Annotated in this window: 14 protein-coding genes and 1 riboswitch; of the genes, 2 read left to right on the forward strand and 12 right to left on the reverse strand. The window is 72.1% G+C overall.

Features of this window, described 5'->3' with window-relative positions; genetic code table 11:
• Positions 1–294 precede the first annotated feature (294 nt).
• The 12 genes from ACH4VX_RS15795 to ACH4VX_RS15850 all read right to left on the reverse strand — a co-directional run bounded on the left by ACH4VX_RS15795 (position 295) and on the right by ACH4VX_RS15850 (position 14,044).
• A complete protein-coding gene (locus tag ACH4VX_RS15795) occupies positions 295–1,260 on the reverse strand; it encodes an exopolyphosphatase (protein WP_398367968.1) in 966 nt (321 codons plus the stop codon).
• Positions 1,257–1,790: a DUF501 domain-containing protein gene (locus ACH4VX_RS15800; RefSeq protein WP_398367969.1), complete on the reverse strand. Its 534-nt coding sequence runs from the start codon at positions 1,788–1,790 to the stop codon at positions 1,257–1,259. Before ACH4VX_RS15800 ends, ACH4VX_RS15795 begins: the two co-directional genes overlap by 4 nt.
• A gap of 29 nt (positions 1,791–1,819) precedes the next feature.
• Positions 1,820–2,299, reverse strand: coding sequence for a septum formation initiator family protein (locus ACH4VX_RS15805; RefSeq protein ID WP_398367970.1), 480 nt, complete (start codon positions 2,297–2,299; stop codon positions 1,820–1,822).
• Between the two features lie 101 nt (positions 2,300–2,400).
• A complete protein-coding gene (eno, locus tag ACH4VX_RS15810) occupies positions 2,401–3,681 on the reverse strand; it encodes a phosphopyruvate hydratase (RefSeq protein WP_398367971.1) in 1,281 nt (426 codons plus the stop codon).
• A gap of 233 nt (positions 3,682–3,914) precedes the next feature.
• Positions 3,915–4,631, reverse strand: a complete 717-nt coding sequence (locus ACH4VX_RS15815) for a transglycosylase family protein (protein WP_398367972.1) — start codon at positions 4,629–4,631, stop codon at positions 3,915–3,917.
• A 4-nt stretch (positions 4,632–4,635) separates the two neighbouring features.
• Positions 4,636–4,804: riboswitch (cyclic di-AMP (ydaO/yuaA leader) on the reverse strand.
• A gap of 205 nt (positions 4,805–5,009) precedes the next feature.
• Positions 5,010–6,005 (reverse strand): transglycosylase family protein, encoded by a 996-nt coding sequence (locus tag ACH4VX_RS15820; protein WP_398367973.1) that lies wholly within the window; start codon positions 6,003–6,005, stop codon positions 5,010–5,012.
• Positions 6,006–6,203: 198 nt separating this feature from the next.
• Positions 6,204–7,487 carry a cytochrome P450 gene (locus tag ACH4VX_RS15825; RefSeq protein WP_398367974.1) on the reverse strand — a complete coding sequence of 428 codons (1,284 nt, stop codon included), beginning with the start codon at positions 7,485–7,487 and terminating at the stop codon, positions 6,204–6,206.
• A 218-nt stretch (positions 7,488–7,705) separates the two neighbouring features.
• Entirely contained in the window at positions 7,706–8,695 is a 990-nt protein-coding gene (locus ACH4VX_RS15830) for a nucleoside triphosphate pyrophosphohydrolase (RefSeq protein WP_398367975.1), read from the reverse strand.
• A gap of 70 nt (positions 8,696–8,765) precedes the next feature.
• Complete coding sequence (locus ACH4VX_RS15835; RefSeq protein WP_398367976.1) at positions 8,766–9,413, reverse strand: SurA N-terminal domain-containing protein; 648 nt, start codon at positions 9,411–9,413, stop codon at positions 8,766–8,768.
• 196 nt (positions 9,414–9,609) lie between these two features.
• The gene (locus tag ACH4VX_RS15840; protein WP_398368174.1) at positions 9,610–11,106 is read right to left on the reverse strand and encodes a protein kinase; all 1,497 of its coding nucleotides are present in this window, start codon (positions 11,104–11,106) and stop codon (positions 9,610–9,612) included.
• A gap of 38 nt (positions 11,107–11,144) precedes the next feature.
• Positions 11,145–11,783, reverse strand: coding sequence for a hypothetical protein (locus ACH4VX_RS15845; RefSeq protein ID WP_398367977.1), 639 nt, complete (start codon positions 11,781–11,783; stop codon positions 11,145–11,147).
• A 149-nt stretch (positions 11,784–11,932) separates the two neighbouring features.
• On the reverse strand, positions 11,933–14,044 hold the full coding sequence (locus ACH4VX_RS15850) for an N-6 DNA methylase (RefSeq protein WP_398367978.1): 2,112 nt from the start codon (positions 14,042–14,044) through the stop codon (positions 11,933–11,935).
• 200 nt (positions 14,045–14,244) lie between these two features.
• On the opposite strand from ACH4VX_RS15850, the gene ACH4VX_RS15855 reads away from it, so the two are divergent.
• Positions 14,245–14,724 (forward strand): hypothetical protein, encoded by a 480-nt coding sequence (locus tag ACH4VX_RS15855; RefSeq protein ID WP_398367979.1) that lies wholly within the window; start codon positions 14,245–14,247, stop codon positions 14,722–14,724.
• Positions 14,725–14,744: 20 nt separating this feature from the next.
• Positions 14,745–15,548 carry a hypothetical protein gene (locus ACH4VX_RS15860; protein ID WP_398367980.1) on the forward strand — a complete coding sequence of 268 codons (804 nt, stop codon included), beginning with the start codon at positions 14,745–14,747 and terminating at the stop codon, positions 15,546–15,548.
• Positions 15,549–15,554 lie beyond the last annotated feature (6 nt).

Below are 15,554 nucleotides of genomic sequence, written 5' to 3' on the forward strand. Positions count from 1 at the left end.
CCGTTCGGGACGTTGTCAATGCCGCGTGAGCTGCCTCTCTGTCCATCAGGAGGCGCCGTGAGGCCGGTCGGCGGGTCGTCGCGACCACCCCCGACAAAACACCCGCCGCCATCTTCTGAACGTGTTCAAAGGGGTGTTGAGGGCCCGAACGGGTCAACCGGATTCAGTTCTTCGTTCTCCCGGGGCCGATTCCTTGTGAAGAACTTCACGAACTTTCCCGGCGAGGCCCCGCCGGAGGGCCCGACAGGCCCCCCGGACGCCGCTCAAACGCTGTCCCGACTGCTCAGTGGAGTGCTACTGATCAGCGGTGAAGGGGGCCCGGGTCACGGACCAGGCGATGCCGTCGAGGATGTCGTGCTCCGACACCACGACCTCCTCCGCGCCGATCCGCTCCATGATCGAGAGAAGGACCAGCGCCCCGGCGCCGATCACGTCGACCCGGCCCGGATGCATGGAGGGCACCGCCGCGCGCTCCGCGTGGGTGGAGCGCAGCAGCCACCCGGTGATCTCGCGGACACGGTCGCGGGAGACGCGGGAGTGGTGGATGGCCCCGGAGTCGTACTCGGGGAGGTCCTGGGCGATCGCCGACACGGTCGTGACCGAGCCGGCCAGACCGACCAGGGTGCGCGCCTCGCGCAGCGGGACCGTCTCCTCGGCCTGGTCGAGGGCGGCCTCGATGTCGGCGCGCATCGCCGCGATCTGCTCCTCGGCCGGCGGGTCCGTCACGGCCCCGTCCCGCACCAGGTGCCGCTCGGTCATCCGTACGCAGCCGACGTCCACGGAGCGGGCGGCGCGGACGTGGTCGTCACCGACGACGAACTCGGTCGAGCCGCCGCCGATGTCCACGACCAGGAACGGGCGGTGCAGGTCGGTCCGGCCCGTCAGCTCCTTGGTGGCCCCGGTGAAGGAGAACCCGGCCTCCTGGTCACCGGTGACGACCTCGGGCTCCACGCCCAGGATGTCCCGCACCCCGCGCACGAACTCGTCGCGGTTCTCGGCGTCACGGGAGGCGGAGGTGGCGACGAAGCGCAGGTGCTCCGCGCCGTGCTTCCTGATGATCTCCGCGTACTCACGGCAGGCGGCGAACGTCCGCTCCAGCGCCTCGGGCGCCAGCCGGCCCGTGCGGTCGACACCCTGGCCGAGCCGCACGATCGTCATCCGCCGGTCCAGTTCGGTGAGTTCACCCGTCACGGGGTCGGCGTCGGCCACCAGCAGCCGGATGGAGTTCGTACCGCAGTCGACGGCGGCGACCCGGGTCACCGGCCGTCCTCCTTCGCGGGCAGCGTCACGCAGGCGCCCTTGCGCCACCACTCCGGCAGCATCGCCAGCGCCTCGTCGCCCAGCGGGTTGACCCCGGGGCCCGCGGCCAGCGAGTGGGCGACCAGCACGTGCAGGCACTTCACGCGGTCCGGCATGCCGCCCGCGCTGGGGAAGTTCTTGAGCTCCTCGATCTCGTCACGGCGCCGGACGTAGTCCTCGTGCGCCGCGCGGTACGCGGCCGCCAGCTCCGGGTCGGTGGCCAGCCGCTCCGTCATCTCCTTCATCACGCCGTTCGCCTCCAGCGTCCCGATCGCGGAGTTCGCCTTCGGGCAGGTGAGGTAGTAGAGCGTCGGGAAGGGGGTGCCGTCGGGCAGCCTCGGCGCGGTCTCCACGACGTCCGGCTGCCCACAGGGGCAGCGGTGCGCGATGGCGCGCAGCCCGCGCGGGGGCCGCCCGAGCTGCTGCTTGAAGGCCTCGACGTCCGCGTCGGTGGGCTCGGTGCGGGGAGTCGTGGGCGGGGGCGTTTCCATACTGTCTTTCTACGGCTTTCTGCGAAGGGTCACTGGTCGGCGGCGGCGTCGGCCTTGTCGACACCGTCCCAGACGTTCGCGTACCAGGGGCGGTCGGCGGCTTCGAGATCGGTACGGGACTTCTCCGCCGTACCCGGGTCGATGACGATGTAGCCGGTCTCGCCGGGCATGACGTAGTGCAGCCGCCGGCGGATCTCCTGCTCGGCGTAGGCGTCGTCCTGCCAGCGGGCCTTCATGTCGCGCAGCCGTTCGACCCGTCGGCGGGTCTCGTCCTGCTCCTGCTGGAGGTCGGCGATGTCCGCGCGCTGGGAGACGTACTGCCGCATGGGATAGGCGAGGGCGACGATCAGGGAGCAGACCACCAGGGCGAGCAGCGCCGCCCGGCCGGTCAGCCGGGAGCGGCGGGCCTGGCGTTTGGTCTGCGAGCGGTAGACCCGGGCCGCGGTCTGCTCACCGATCAGCCGGATCCTGGTCGCGGTGGAGAAACGGTCCCGGTCCTTGACCGCCATGTTCCCGCCTCTCGCTCACCGTCATACGCGCGTACGTCCCCGCACACGGTACGGGACCGGGTACGGGGACGTACGTACGACGCTGCCTACCGGAGCGGTGCTCAGCCCTTGAAGCGGGGGAACGCGCTGCGGCCGGCGTACACCGCGGCGTCGTCGAGGATCTCCTCGATGCGCAGCAGCTGGTTGTACTTGGCGACGCGCTCGGAGCGGGCCGGGGCGCCGGTCTTGATCTGACCGCAGTTGGTGGCGACGGCCAGGTCGGCGATGGTGACGTCCTCGGTCTCGCCGGAGCGGTGGGACATCATGCACTTGAAGCCGTTGCGCTGGGCCAGCTCGACGGCGTCCAGGGTCTCGGTCAGCGAGCCGATCTGGTTGACCTTGACCAGCAGGGCGTTGGCGGCGCCCTCCTCGATGCCGCGGGCGAGGCGCTCGGGGTTGGTGACGAACAGGTCGTCGCCGACGATCTGGACCTTGTCACCGAGCTTGTCGGTGAGGACCTTCCAGCCCTCCCAGTCGTCCTCGAACAGCGGGTCCTCGATGGAGACGAGCGGGTACGCGTCGACGAGCTCGGCGTAGTACTCGGTCATCTCGGCGGCCGTGCGCGTCTTGCCCTCGAAGGTGTAGGAGCCGTCCTTGTAGAACTCGGACGCGGCGACGTCGAGCGCGAGGGCGATCTGCTCGCCGGGGGTGTAGCCGGCCTCCTTGACGGCCTCGAGGATGAGGTCGAGGGCCTCGCGGTTGGAGCCGAGGTTCGGGGCGAAGCCGCCCTCGTCGCCGAGGCCGGTGGCCAGGCCCTTGCTCTTCAGGACCTTCTTCAGGGTGTGGTAGACCTCGGCGCCCCAGCGCAGGGCCTCGGAGAAGGACTCCGCGCCGATCGGGGCGATCATGAACTCCTGGATGTCCACGTTGGAGTCGGCGTGCGAGCCGCCGTTCAGGATGTTCATCATCGGCACCGGCAGCAGGTGCGCGTTGGGGCCGCCCAGGTAGCGGAAGAGCGGCAGGTCCGACGCCTCGGAGGCGGCGTGGGCGACGGCGAGCGAGACACCGAGGATGGCGTTGGCGCCCAGCGATCCCTTGTTGTCGGTGGCGTCCAGGTCGAACATCGCCTGGTCGATCAGGCGCTGCTCGGTGGCGTCGTAGCCGACGAGTTCCGGGCCGATCTGCTCGATGACGGCCAGGACGGCCTTCTCGACGCCCTTGCCCAGGTAACGGTTGGCATCGCCGTCACGGAGTTCGATGGCCTCGAAGGCGCCGGTGGAGGCGCCGGACGGGACGGCGGCACGACCCGTGCTGCCGTCGTCGAGGCCGACCTCGACCTCGACCGTGGGGTTGCCTCGGGAGTCCAGGATTTCCCGGGCTACGACGACGTCGATGGACGGCACGAGCATCTCCTTCATGGATGTGACGCGGGTGAGCAGGACCCCGGAGGGTCTTGCGAGACCGAGCCTAACCGGCTCCGGGCGATCGGCCAGCCGGTCGCCCGCCCCGTGGACAGAACCGAGAGTAAATTGTTTCCGAACGGAACAAAGCGGTTTCCGGAAACCCGGCCGTGAAAAACCCCGCCCCGGTGCGTACGGGGGAAGACGCACCGGGGCGGGGAGCAGGGGGCAGCCGCTTACTTGAGGTGCAGCTGCTGGCCCGGGTAGATGAGGTCGGCGTCGTCGACGATGTCGTCGTTCAGCTCGAACAGCTCGGCCCAGCCGCCCTCGACGTCGCGCTCGGCGGCGATGGAGCTGAGGGTGTCGCCCTTGACGACCTTGTACTCGCCGTCGCCCTTCTCGACCTTCTCGCCGGTCGGGGTGGTGACGGTCTTCTTCTCGGTCTTCTGCTCGGCGGCCGGGCGCTCGGCGGAGCGGGAGGCCTTCTGCTCGGTCTCACGGGTCTCGGTGGAACCGGTGCTCTGCGAGGAGCCCGCCGAAGAGCCGTTCGAGGACTCGTTCGAGGAGGAGCCGGTGTAGGCGGCGTTGGACAGGCCCGTGCCGCAGACCGGCCAGGCGCCCTTGCCCTGGCCCGCGAGGACCTTCTCGGCGATCTCGATTTGCTGCGCCTTGCCGGCCTGGTCGGCGCTGGAGGCGTACTGCGTGCCGCCGTACGCGGCCCAGGTGGAGGCGGAGAACTGCAGACCGCCGTAGTAGCCGTTGCCGGTGTTGATGGACCAGTTGCCGCCGGACTCGCACTGGGCGACGGCGTCCCACTCGGAGGCGGTGGCGGCGGAGGCGGTGCCGGCCGCCATCAGCGGGGCGGCGACGGCGGCGGAGGCGACACCGGCGACGGCGATCGCGCGGGTGGCCTTGGACGGACGACGGTGCTTGCCCTTGCCGGAAAACAGCATGGTTGGATCCCCTCACCGACGCCTACGAGGTGAGCTGTCGGGTTCGGGCCGGTTGAGTTGCCCGGCCACGTCCCTCACGGGACGCGGCTTCACCCCAAGCCCGATCCGGTGTCAACCACCGGAAAGGACACTTACCTTGGGTCCCCCGCTCCTGCCTACGGCGCATGACGCGACGACTGTTCCCGTGCTGCCACTGGCAGGATTCGGCGTGGCGGCAGCCGGGGCCCGCGGTGGCGAGCGGTCACGACCGTAGACACGCGATCCGCGGAAATTCAAAGACGATCAGGGCTTCTGAGACCTATCTCTCACGCCCTTTAAACCGGACATTCACCGCGAATCATGACGTCAACCACCGCCGGACACACGCCCTTTCGGGCGTCACTTTTCGCCCGGTTCGACCCCGACCTCAAGCTCCTGACCCGGCAGGATGAGGTCCGGGTCGACGCCGACGACCTGCTCGTTCTCGGTATAGAGCGACCGCCATCCGCCGTCGAGCTCAAGGGAGTCGGCGATGGACGAGAGGCTGTCCCCGGTGCGCACGGTGTACGAGCCGTCGGCGGCATCGCGCGAGGCGTCGGTGCCGCGCGAGGCGTGCCGGCCGGACGATTCCGACGTACGGTCCTCCGCCTCACCCTCCTCGGCACCGGTGCCGCGATGGCGGCCGGGGCCGGTGCCCTCGGCGTCGGTGAGCTCGGAAGAGCCGGTGGCCTGCCCGGACTTGTCCGACTCGTCACTCTTGGGAGTGGCCGAGGCGGAGGGGGAGGTGCCGGATCCGCCGTCGGAGCCGTTGTCCGAATCCGCGTCCGAGTCGCTCGACTTGCCGGGCTTGGCCGATTCACCGGCCTCGTCCTCTCCGTCGTCCGATCCCTTGGCGCCGGACGACGGAGAGGACGAGACAGACGGATTCCCGGATTCCGATGATCCGGACGAGTCCGAAGAGTCCGATGCGTCCGAGGTCGAGTCCTCCGCCACGCCCGTGTCGATGTCGGCCGACGTCGAGCCCTGGCTGAGGCCCGCCGTCAGTCCGCAGGTGCGCCACGCGCCGACCCCCTGCTGGGCGAGGATCCTCTCGGCCACGGCTATCTGCTGGCCGCGGCTGGCCTGGTCGGCGCTGGTCGCGTAGTCCAGACCGCCGTAGTTCTCCCAGTCGTCCTGGGTCAACTGCAGGCCGCCGTAGTAGCCGTTGCCGGTGTTCTGGCTCCAGGAGCCACCACTTTCACATTCGGCGACCCGGTCCCAGGTCGCGCCGTCGGCCGCGCTGGCGCTACCGGCTCCGAGGAGCGGGATCGCGATGGCGGAGCCGGTCACTCCGGCCGCGACGAGGAGAGCCGGAGCCTGGCGGGGGCGACGGTGCCGACCGTTCCCGGAGAGCATGCGGAGACCTTTCACAAGACAGCAATGACCGGCGCGGCGAGTGGAACCCGATGTGCCGCACTTGATGGGTGAACGTATCCGCAGACGATCACTTGTCACAAGTTCATGCCGCGCAGATCACGTGAAGATCACAGAGTTGAGAGCGCGTCATGTTTGCGCTGGTCCGCTCGGGGGCACGGCGGACGGCGGTTCCGTCCGTCACTTCCGCGGAGGAGTGAACTCCACCGGGAGCGTGCGCAGTCCGCGCATGATGAGCCCGCCCCGCCAACGGAGTTCGGCCGGTTCCACCGCGAGCCGCAGGTCCGGCAGACGGGTCAGCAGGGTGGCGAGCGCGGTCCGGCCCTCCAGGCGGGCCAGCGGGGCGCCCAGGCAGTAGTGGACGCCGTGGCCGTATCCCAGATGCTGGTTGTCGCGCCGGCCGAGGTCGAGCACGTCCGGGTCGGCGAACCGCTCCGGGTCCCGGTCCGCGGCGGCGAGTACGACGAGGACGGGGTCGCCGGCCGCGATGCGCTGCCCGCCGATGGTGACCGGCTCGGTGGCGAACCGCCAGGTGGCGAGCTCCACGGGGCCGTCGTAACGCAGGAGCTCCTCGACACCGGTCTCCAGCAGCCCGCGCTCCCCGGCGACGAGGCTCCGCTGCAGGCGGTCACGCTGTCCGGGGTGGGTGAGCAGGGCGTAGGTGCCGTTGCCGATCAGGTTGACGGTGGTCTCGAAACCGGCGAACAACAGGATGAACGCCATGGCGGCGGCCTCGTTCTCGGTGAGGTGCTCACCGTGGTCGGAGGCGCGGATGAGGCCGGAGATGAGGTCCTCGCCGGGGGCGGGTTCGGCGGGGAGCGCCTCGCGCTTGCGGTGGATCAGCTCGGCAAGGTAGCCGCGCATCTTCTTCACGGACCGGGCGACCCCGCCGCGCGGGCCGCCGCCGTGACGGATCATCATGCCCGCCCAGTCCCGGAAGTCGTCCTGGTCCTCGCTCGGGACGCCGAGCAGGTCGCAGATGGCGTAGATGGGGAGGGGGAAGGCAAACTCGTGGATCAGGTCGGCGGAGCCACTGTCCGCGAACCGGTCGATGAGCCCGTCGGTGAGCTCCTGCACGCGGGGCGCGAACTCGGCGACCCGGCGCGGGGTGAACGCCTTGCTGACCAGCCGGCGCAGCCGGGTGTGGTCCGGCGGGTCGATGTTCAGCAGATGCGTCATCAGCTCCGCCTGGCGCTCCCCGGGGATACCGGTCCTGCCCCTGGCGTGCGCGGGCTCGTCGTGGTGCGCGGGGTTCTTGGACAGCCGGTTGTCGGCGAGCGTCTGCTTGGCGTCGGTGTAGCGCGTGACCAGCCACGCCTCCACCCCGCTGGGCAGCCGCGTCCTGCGCACGGGCTCGTGCTCACGCAGCCAGGCGTAGGCGGGGTAGGGATCGGCGGCGAACTCCCGGCTGAACAACTCGGGAGTGGGTCCCTGCGGAGCAGGAGGGGTGGGCTGGTCATGCATGCGGCGACCCTAACGGGCGACGGGAGCAGGACGGCGCGGCAGCTCGGGTGTCCGGGGCCGTCGGGCGGCTGCGGGCGCGTGGTGGTTGTTCGCGCGGTTCCCCGCGCCCCTTCAGGGGGGCGGGGAACCGCGCGAGGGGGTCCGGGGGCGGAGCCCCCGGGGGACGGGACGGGACGGGACGGCGGGGGCGAGAAACCCTCCCGCGCCGCACCCCGCTCTCAGCCCTCGCCACCCTCCGCGGCACGGATCGCATCGCGGTACACCCGCGCGGCCGCCCGCAAGGCCGCCTCCGGATCGACTCCCGCCGCCTCCGCCCACACCGCAAGCCCCAGCAGCTCGTAACCGACCCCCTCCCCCACCGGCACCGGCACGTCCAGCCCCGCGGTCCGCGCCCGCGACCCCAGCTTCGCCGCCAGCGCCAGTCCGGGCTGCCCGAGCGGCACCCCCTCCGTCACCGAACTGCGCCGCTTCTCCTCCGCCTTGGTCCGCAGCCAGTGCGCCTTGACGTCCTCCGGCGTGTCCGCCGTCTCCCCGCCGAAGACATGCGGATGCCGGTGGATCAGCTTGGCCACGATGCCCCCCGCCACGTCGTCGACGGAGAACGGTTCCTCCGGGTGCTCCTCGGCGATCCGGGCGTGGAAGACGACCTGGAGGAGCACGTCCCCCAGCTCCTCGCGCAGCTCGTCCCGGTCGCCCTCCTCGATGGCCTCGACAAGCTCGTACGCCTCCTCGATGCCGTACTTGGCCAGGCCCTTGTGGGTCTGCCGGGACGACCACGGGCACTCCGCGCGGATGCGGTCCATGACCTGCACGAGGTCGAGCAGCCGGGCGCCCGGCAGGTCGTAGGAGGCGGGCAGCAGCTCCAGCTCGGGCATCCGCACCCTGCCGGTCCCGGCCAGCCGCGCCAGCCCGTCGGTCAGCGCGGGCTCACCCTCGCCCGTCGCCACGACCACCACCGTCCGCCCGCCCGCGCAGGCGTCGACGATCTCCTCGGCGGTCGGGGACGCCTCCTCGACCGGTATCCCCGCCTCCCGCAGATACGGCAGCTGCGGGTGGGCGCCGTCCGCGCACAGCACCCGGTCGGCCGCGTGCAGGGCCTGCCAGGCCGGCCAGGACAGCAGGCCGGGCGCGACACGGTGGCTGGTGGTGAGCAGGACGGCACGGCCGGGGGCGGTCGCGGAGCTCGGTGCGGGGCTGATTGCGTTCACGCTCCGAAACTAGCCCACCCCGCCGACAGCCCCCGGGTTGTCCACAGGCCGGTTGTCCGCAGGCGGCCGGTCAGAGCGTCTGCGGCGCCCCGGCCGCCGTGACGTCCCGTACCCACGGCGTCCTGGCGTCGACCCGGCTGCTCTTCTCGACGTCCCAGTCGCCGTAGCGCGGGTTGAGGTCGACGTCGAGCTCCTCGCCCGCCTCGGACAGCGCCTGCCAGAACTCGGGCCGGCTGGTGTCGGTGCCGAGTCGCTGGGCGAGCTTCTGGGCCTGGACCTGGAGGCGGAGGTTGGCCTCGAGGCGCTGCGGCGGGATGCCGTACTGCTGCAGCCAGGCCGCCTCCAGCGCCTCGGCGCCGCCGGCCTGCTGCTCCAGGCCGGACCGCATCCGCTGGACCTCACGGTCCGTGACCGTCACGCCGGCGTCCCGCGCGGCGCGCTCCAGCACCCGGTCCAGGACCATGCCGTGCAGGGTGTCGCGGGTGAGGCTGCCGGTCCGGGCGATGGCCTGCTGGTACTGGGCGTCGTCCGGTACGGCCGCCCGCTGGGCCGCGCGGACCTCGTCGACCCGGTTCTCCAGCTGCGACACGGTGATCCGCTCACCGCCGACGACGGCTGCCGCACCGGGGTGCGCGTCGTTCCCGCAGGCGGTGAGCAGGGGCGCCGCCGCGGCGATCGCGGCGGTGAGGAAGAGCGCGGTGCGACGGCGGCGGTGCAAGGAGACCTCCTGAGGAGAGCTTGTGCGGCGGTGCACAAAGTCTTGCGGTGATCGATGGTAGGCATCGGCCAAGCTCTGGCCAACCCATTCGACCAACGATTCACGGCGACTTCCGGCACCGGCGTCCGCGCCGTACAGCCGTACGCCCCGCCCACGTCCCCTTTGCGGCTTTACGGCCTTCGCGCCCGCTGCCCCGCTATCCGCGCACCTGTCCCAGCCACTGCAGCGTCCGCCGGATGTCGACGGCCAGCGGGTGCCCCGGTCCCTGCACGCGTTCCACGTCGTGCAGCAGCCGTATCAGCGTGTCGTGCGCGGCGGCCCGGTCGCCGAGGGCGAGCAGCAGATGGCCGATGCGGCGACGGACGTCATGGGCGAGCTGCGGGTCGCCGGCGGCCACGTACTGGTTCTCGTAGTACGCCAGCAGCGCCCGGTACTCGGCGAGCGCCGCCGCGGGTTCGCCGAGCTGCTCCAGGCACTGGGCGGCCTCGTAGCGGTGGCGCAGGGACTGCGGGTCGGCCTGGCCGGCCTCGGCGGCGCGTTCGTCGGCGAGGCGGCGCAGTTCGGGCAGGGCACGCCGGTACTGGCCGTCGTCCAGGAGCGTGGCCGCGTACTGCTTGCGCAGGGTGCGCACGACCGGGGAGTGCTCGCCGTGCTGGTCGGCGGCGACGGGCAGGATCGAGCCGAGGATGTCGACGGCCTGGGTGATGCGGCCCTCGCCGAGCAGCCGTTTCACCTCGTCCACGGCGGCGGCGACATCGGCCTTCTCCGCCACGGGCGCGGACGGCGCGGCGGGTGCCGGCTGTGGTGCGGGTGTGCGGGCGCGGTCCGGCCAGGGGGCGTGCGGGCGCAGGAAGGGGCGGGTGGGGTCCAGGGGCGCGCCGGTGGGCGTTCCCCGCGCGGGGAGCAGCTGCGCCAGGTGTTCGTAGACCTCCTGCGCGGAGTCCGGGCGGTGCTGCGGGTCCTTGGCGAGCAGGCGCAGCACCAGCGTCTCCAGGGCCTCGGGGACCTCGGGGCGGATCCGGCGCACGGGCACCGGCGGCTCGTACAGGTGCCGGTGCAGCACCCCGAGCGCCGTGGAACCCGCGAACGGCACGTCGCCGCTGAGCAGTTCGTGCATCAGCACCCCGAGCGCGTACAGGTCGGTGTACGGGCCGACCGCGCCGCCCATCGCCTGCTCGGGCGCCATGTAGGCGGGCGAGCCGATGGGCGAACCGGTGTGCGTCAGGCGCGTGGTGTCGCTGTCCATGACGGAGGCGACACCGAGGTCGAGCACGGTGACCGTGCCGTCCTGCTTCACCATCACGTTGCGCGGCTTGAGGTCGCGGTGGACGATCGGCACGGCGTGCACGGCGCTCAGGACGGCGCACAGCTGCGCGGCCACCGCCACGGTCCACTGCCACGGGTACGGGTCGTGTTCGGCGAGGTGGTCGCCGAGGTCGGCGCCGTCGACGTACTGCATGACGAGGAACAGCTCCTCGCCCTCGCTGCCCGCGTCGTGCACGGTGACCAGGCCGGGGTGGTCGACCTGTGCGGTCACCCGGCATTCGCGCACGAAGCGGCGGCGCAGTTCGTCGGCCTCCTGGCCGGCCACCTTGTCCGGGCGCAGCAGCTTCACCGCCACGCGCCGGTCCAGCCGTTTGTCGTAGGCCGTCCAGACCTGTCCCATGCCGCCCTGTCCGATGAGCGTGGACAGTTCGTAGCGGCCGGCGACGACACGTCCCGTCGTCACGCTCACCTTCCGCCCTCGTGGTTGCCGTGCCGGTCCTGCTGCCCGTCCTGGCGGCGCAGGTAGTCGCTGAGTTCGTCCAGCTCGGCGCGCACCTGGTCGATCCGGGCCGGCGCGGGGTGCTGCGGCGACTGCGGTGGCGGTACGGGGGTGGGGGGTGCCGGGGTGTGCGGTACCGGGGTGTGGGGGGCCTGGGGCTGCGGGACCGGCGTGGGCGCGTACGGCGAGCCCTGCTGCGGGTAGCCGTAGGGGGCGTGGGTGCCAGGGCCGTGCATCGTCGTGGCGTGGGACGGCGGCGGCATCTGGCCCGCGTACGGGTGCGGCCGCCGGTGCAGGCGGATGTCCACGGTCAGGTAGTACGCGGCCGCGCTCGCGCCGAGGATCAGGACGGCGGCCAGGGCCACGTCGGTCCGGTAGTCCGACTCCGGCAGCGAACCGACCACCGCCAGGCAGGCTATCGACAGCGGGATGCTCACCCAGGCCGCCGCCCAGTCGAGCAGCCGTCCCCGCAGGAACGCGACCCGGAACAGCGGCACGCAGGCCAGCAGGCCGCAGCACAGGACTCCGGCGGCGGCGTACAGCACGCGCTGCGTGATGACCATTGCCGCGCTGGGGGTGGGCGGCGCCGCGCCGTGGCCGTACATGACTGCTCCTGGACAGGTGTAGCCGATGGAAACTCGGAGTCCGAGCGTATAGGCCGACAGCGACAACCGGTCCCGGGATGTACCGAACCGTTGTCGTACCGGGGCGTCCTGGAGGCGCGCCGAGGGTGTTCCGCGGGCTCGGCCGGGGCTCACTCGGGGACCCGGTCGGGGGTGATCGTCCCGTCGGTCAGGCCGTCGTACATCCCGCGGACGAGTTGCTCACCGAGCCGGCCCGCCTGCCTGAGCGCCCGTTCGAACTCGTCCAGGGCCCGGAAGCGGGCGCCGTGGCGCCGCTGCTCGGCCGGTGCGAACCGGGGCAGTTGCAGCCGGCGTACGTCGAGCCGGGTGGCGGTGGACGCGTAGCTGCCGGCCTGGCGGTGGTTGGCGGTGCCGCGCAGGAACCCGGCGAGGAACCACGCGTCGAGCACCTCCGGGTCGGGGCGCAGCAGCACGAGGTTGCGGCCCAGGGCGGCCCCGGCGGTCGCGTCGTCGATCACCCGCGCGACGGCGCCCCCGCCGAGCACGGGCACGACGACGTCACCGGGTTCGGTGAGCACCGCCTCCTCGTCGCTCTCCGGGAGCGTGCCGGAGGGGCCGGTTCCGGAGAGGACGTCGTGGTCGGTGAGGACGGGCACGCGCGCGTGGCCGCCGTTTCCGCCTGTACGCATCACCAGGGCGCCCGCGCGGGCGAGTTCACCGACGGTGATGAGGGGCGGGCGCCCGGCGGCGCGCGGCGCGGGGGCGACGGGCGGCGGGGTGAGGCCGGTGGCCAGGCGCAGCGTCTCGCCGAGCCGTTCGCGTACGCCGGTGAGCCGGCCGGCACCGTCCGCGGCGGCCGGGGGCGGCAGACGCCGGGCCGGGGTGAGGTCGACGTCGTCGTCGAGGAGTTCGATGACGGGCACGGAACGGGCCAGTCCCGGCCGTTCGTCGAGCCGGCCGGTCCGGTCGAAGGCGCGCCAGGCGTCGAGGACCGTCTCCCGCACCCCCGGCCAGTCGGGCCCGCCGCGCCCCTCGCCGGTGAACCGCCCGGCGTCGGCGAGCAGCACCTCCGGCTGTGCGGGCGCCCGCTCGGGCCGGCGCAGCACCCACAGGTGCAGCGGGACGTTGTACGGGGGTGCCGCGCCGACCGGCAGCGCGACGACGGCGCGCAGCGCGCCCCGGCGCAGCAGGTCGGCCCTGATCCGGCGTCCGGAGCGGCGGGACGCGGCGGCGGGCGGCATCAGCAGCACGGCGATGCCGCCGTCCCGCAGCCGGGCCAGCGCGTGCTGCACCCAGGCCAGTTCGGACTCGGTGCGGGCCGGGAAGCCGTACTCCCAGCGCGGGTCGTAGGCGAGTTCGTCGTGCCCCCAGTTGCGCTCGTTGAACGGCGGGTGGCACAGGACGGCGTCGACCCGCAGCTCCGGGTGGGCGTCGGCGCGCAGGGTGTCGCCGGCGGCGGCGTGCACGGGGGCGCGGGTGTGCAGGGCGAGGCGGAGCGCGGTGAGGGCGGCGAGTTCGGGGGCGCTGTCCTGGGCGTACAGCCGCCGGTCGGGACCGTTGCCGGCGGAGCGCAGCAGGGCTCCGGTGCCGCAGGCCGGGTCGAGGACGGTGCGGGCGGTTCCGGCCAGGCCGGCCATGAGACCGGCGAGGTCGGCGGGGGTGAGCGTGTACTGGCGCGGGTGGGCGTCGAGGTGACGGCCGAGCAGGAACTCGAAGGTGTGCCGGGCGCCGAGTTCGGCGGCGAGTTCGGCGACGGCGCGGAGGAGGGGTACGGAGGGGAGCAGCTGGGGGGCGGTGGGGGGTTCGAGGGCTTTCCGGGTGGCCGGGGCGGCCGGGGCGGCGGGGGTGTGAACAGCGCCCGCGGTGTTCACAGGTGAGCCGTTCACGTCGCCGAGTCGAGGTGTGAGCACCTGCTCCAGCGCTCCGGGCAGCAGTGCGGCGAGTCGCTCGTCGGAGCCGGAGCTCACCTCGAGCCAGACCGGGGAGCGGTCGTGGATCAGCAGCAGGACGCAGCCTGCGTGGGTGAGGGCGGTGACCGGTCCGGCGGGGTGGCCGGCGAGCTGCTGCCGGACGCGTTCCCTCAGCGGGACCTCGGCGAGCTTGCCGTGCCTGCGCAGCCAGCCCTCGACCTCGGCCAGCGCGAACGAGGGGCTGGTCTCGGTGCCGCCGACCGGGCCGGGGAAGTCGGTGTGCCGCCGGCGCCAGTTGCTGACGGCGGCGCGGCCGACACCGGCCAGTCGTGCGATCCCGGCGGCGGTCACTTCTGTCGCGTTGTCCTGCATGCCCGGCACCCCGCCCGCTTTCCCTCTGTTCCGTGTGTGGCGACGAGCATACCGATGAGCGCAAGATTCGAGGATTCACGGACGTGTACCTACAACACTCTGTGAATTGTGTTGATTCAGTTCACAGAATCTGTTCTCATTGACCCCGCGAACGAGCGACCGTCGGCAGGCGGCGGTGGCCGCAGTGGAGGGACACAGCCATGGGCATGAAGAGCAAGATCGCGCTGGGCGCCTTCGTGGGGATCGTCGTCATCGGTGCCGTCTCGGCGAACTCCGGTGACCCGGACGGTGGTTCCGCCGACAAGGGCACCTCGGCGTCCGCCGAGCAGCAGCCCGGCAACACGAAGTCCGACGCGAAGTCCGACGCGAAGCCCGCCGAGGACAAGGGCACCGGGAAGGCGTCCCAGGCCGAGCAGTTCAAGGCGTTCGTGCAGAAGAACGGGACGCCGCAGGAGAAGGACGCCGCCGGGCACATCACCAAGGTCCAGGGCGCGGACGAGCAGAACGACATCCTGGACGCGGCCGACGTCTACACCGACTTCACCGGCGGGATCATGGGCGAGGGCACGGGTCCCGCCAAGCTCATCGCCTCCGCGTTCGCCGACTGGAAGCAGAGCGGCAACGGTCTCGTCACCGTGTATGACGCCGACGGCGAGATCATCGGCAACGGCAGCTTCTAGGGACCCGGGGGGAATCCGTCATGCGTCGCACCGCACTCACCGCCCTCTGTCTGGCCGCCGTGGCCACCGTCGGCCTCACCGGCTGTGGCGGCGAGGACAAGCCGGACAGCAGCACCTCGCGCGACTCGACCGCGCGGAACACCGCGAAGGAACACGAGAGCACCCCGAAGCCGGAGAAGGAACCCTTCGCCGGACTGACCGGCGGCGAGATCGCCGACAAGGCCTTCAAGGCCACGACCGGGGCGTCGTCCCTGCGGATGACGGGCGACGTCCCCGATGACGGGAGCGGCGGCACCATCCACGTCGACATGGCCCTGAACAAGCGGGGCGAGTGTGCCGGCACGATGGGGATGGACGGCCAGGGCGAGGCCGAGCTGATCAAGACCGGCGACACCGTCTACATGAGGTACGACGAGAAGTTCCTGCGGTCCCAGAGCGAAGGCGAGCCCGAGGAGAGCGTGGACGCGGCCGTGGCGCTACTGGCCGGGAAGTGGACCAGGATGTCCGCCGAGGGCTCCGACGTCAAGGACCTCGCGGGCTTCTGCGACCTCGACCAGGTCCTCGGCGGCGCGGAGGACGGCGACTCGGACGCGACCCGCGGGAAGACCACGACGATCGACGGCACGCCCGCGATCACGCTGAAGGCGCAGGACGGCGACGACCGCTTCACGCTGTACGTCGCCACCGAGGGCGAGCCGTACATGCTGCGGTTCGACAGCACGTCCACCGCCGAGCCGGGCTCCCTCTCCTTCAGCGACTACGACGAGCCGGTCCCGGTGGAGAAGCCCGCCGGCGACGTCCTGGACCTCGACTCCCTGAGCTGACGCCCG

This window comes from Streptomyces sp. NPDC020731 (genome assembly GCF_044334705.1).
In the GTDB taxonomy this organism is placed as follows: Bacteria; Actinomycetota; Actinomycetes; order Streptomycetales; family Streptomycetaceae; genus Streptomyces.

What these genes read in the sequence shown, in the direction of transcription:
- ACH4VX_RS15800 (WP_398367969.1), bottom strand. Translation starts at nt 1,790, where the DNA reads ATGGAAACGCCCCCGCCCACGACTCCCCGCACCGAGCCCACCGACGCG.
- ACH4VX_RS15805 (WP_398367970.1), bottom strand. Translation starts at nt 2,299, where the DNA reads ATGGCGGTCAAGGACCGGGACCGTTTCTCCACCGCGACCAGGATCCGG.
- ACH4VX_RS15815 (WP_398367972.1), bottom strand. Translation starts at nt 4,631, where the DNA reads ATGCTGTTTTCCGGCAAGGGCAAGCACCGTCGTCCGTCCAAGGCCACC.
- ACH4VX_RS15820 (WP_398367973.1), bottom strand. Translation starts at nt 6,005, where the DNA reads ATGCTCTCCGGGAACGGTCGGCACCGTCGCCCCCGCCAGGCTCCGGCT.
- ACH4VX_RS15825 (WP_398367974.1), bottom strand. Translation starts at nt 7,487, where the DNA reads ATGCATGACCAGCCCACCCCTCCTGCTCCGCAGGGACCCACTCCCGAG.
- ACH4VX_RS15845 (WP_398367977.1), bottom strand. Translation starts at nt 11,783, where the DNA reads ATGTACGGCCACGGCGCGGCGCCGCCCACCCCCAGCGCGGCAATGGTC.
- ACH4VX_RS15850 (WP_398367978.1), bottom strand. Translation starts at nt 14,044, where the DNA reads ATGCAGGACAACGCGACAGAAGTGACCGCCGCCGGGATCGCACGACTG.
- ACH4VX_RS15855 (WP_398367979.1), top strand. Translation starts at nt 14,245, where the DNA reads ATGGGCATGAAGAGCAAGATCGCGCTGGGCGCCTTCGTGGGGATCGTC.
- ACH4VX_RS15860 (WP_398367980.1), top strand. Translation starts at nt 14,745, where the DNA reads ATGCGTCGCACCGCACTCACCGCCCTCTGTCTGGCCGCCGTGGCCACC.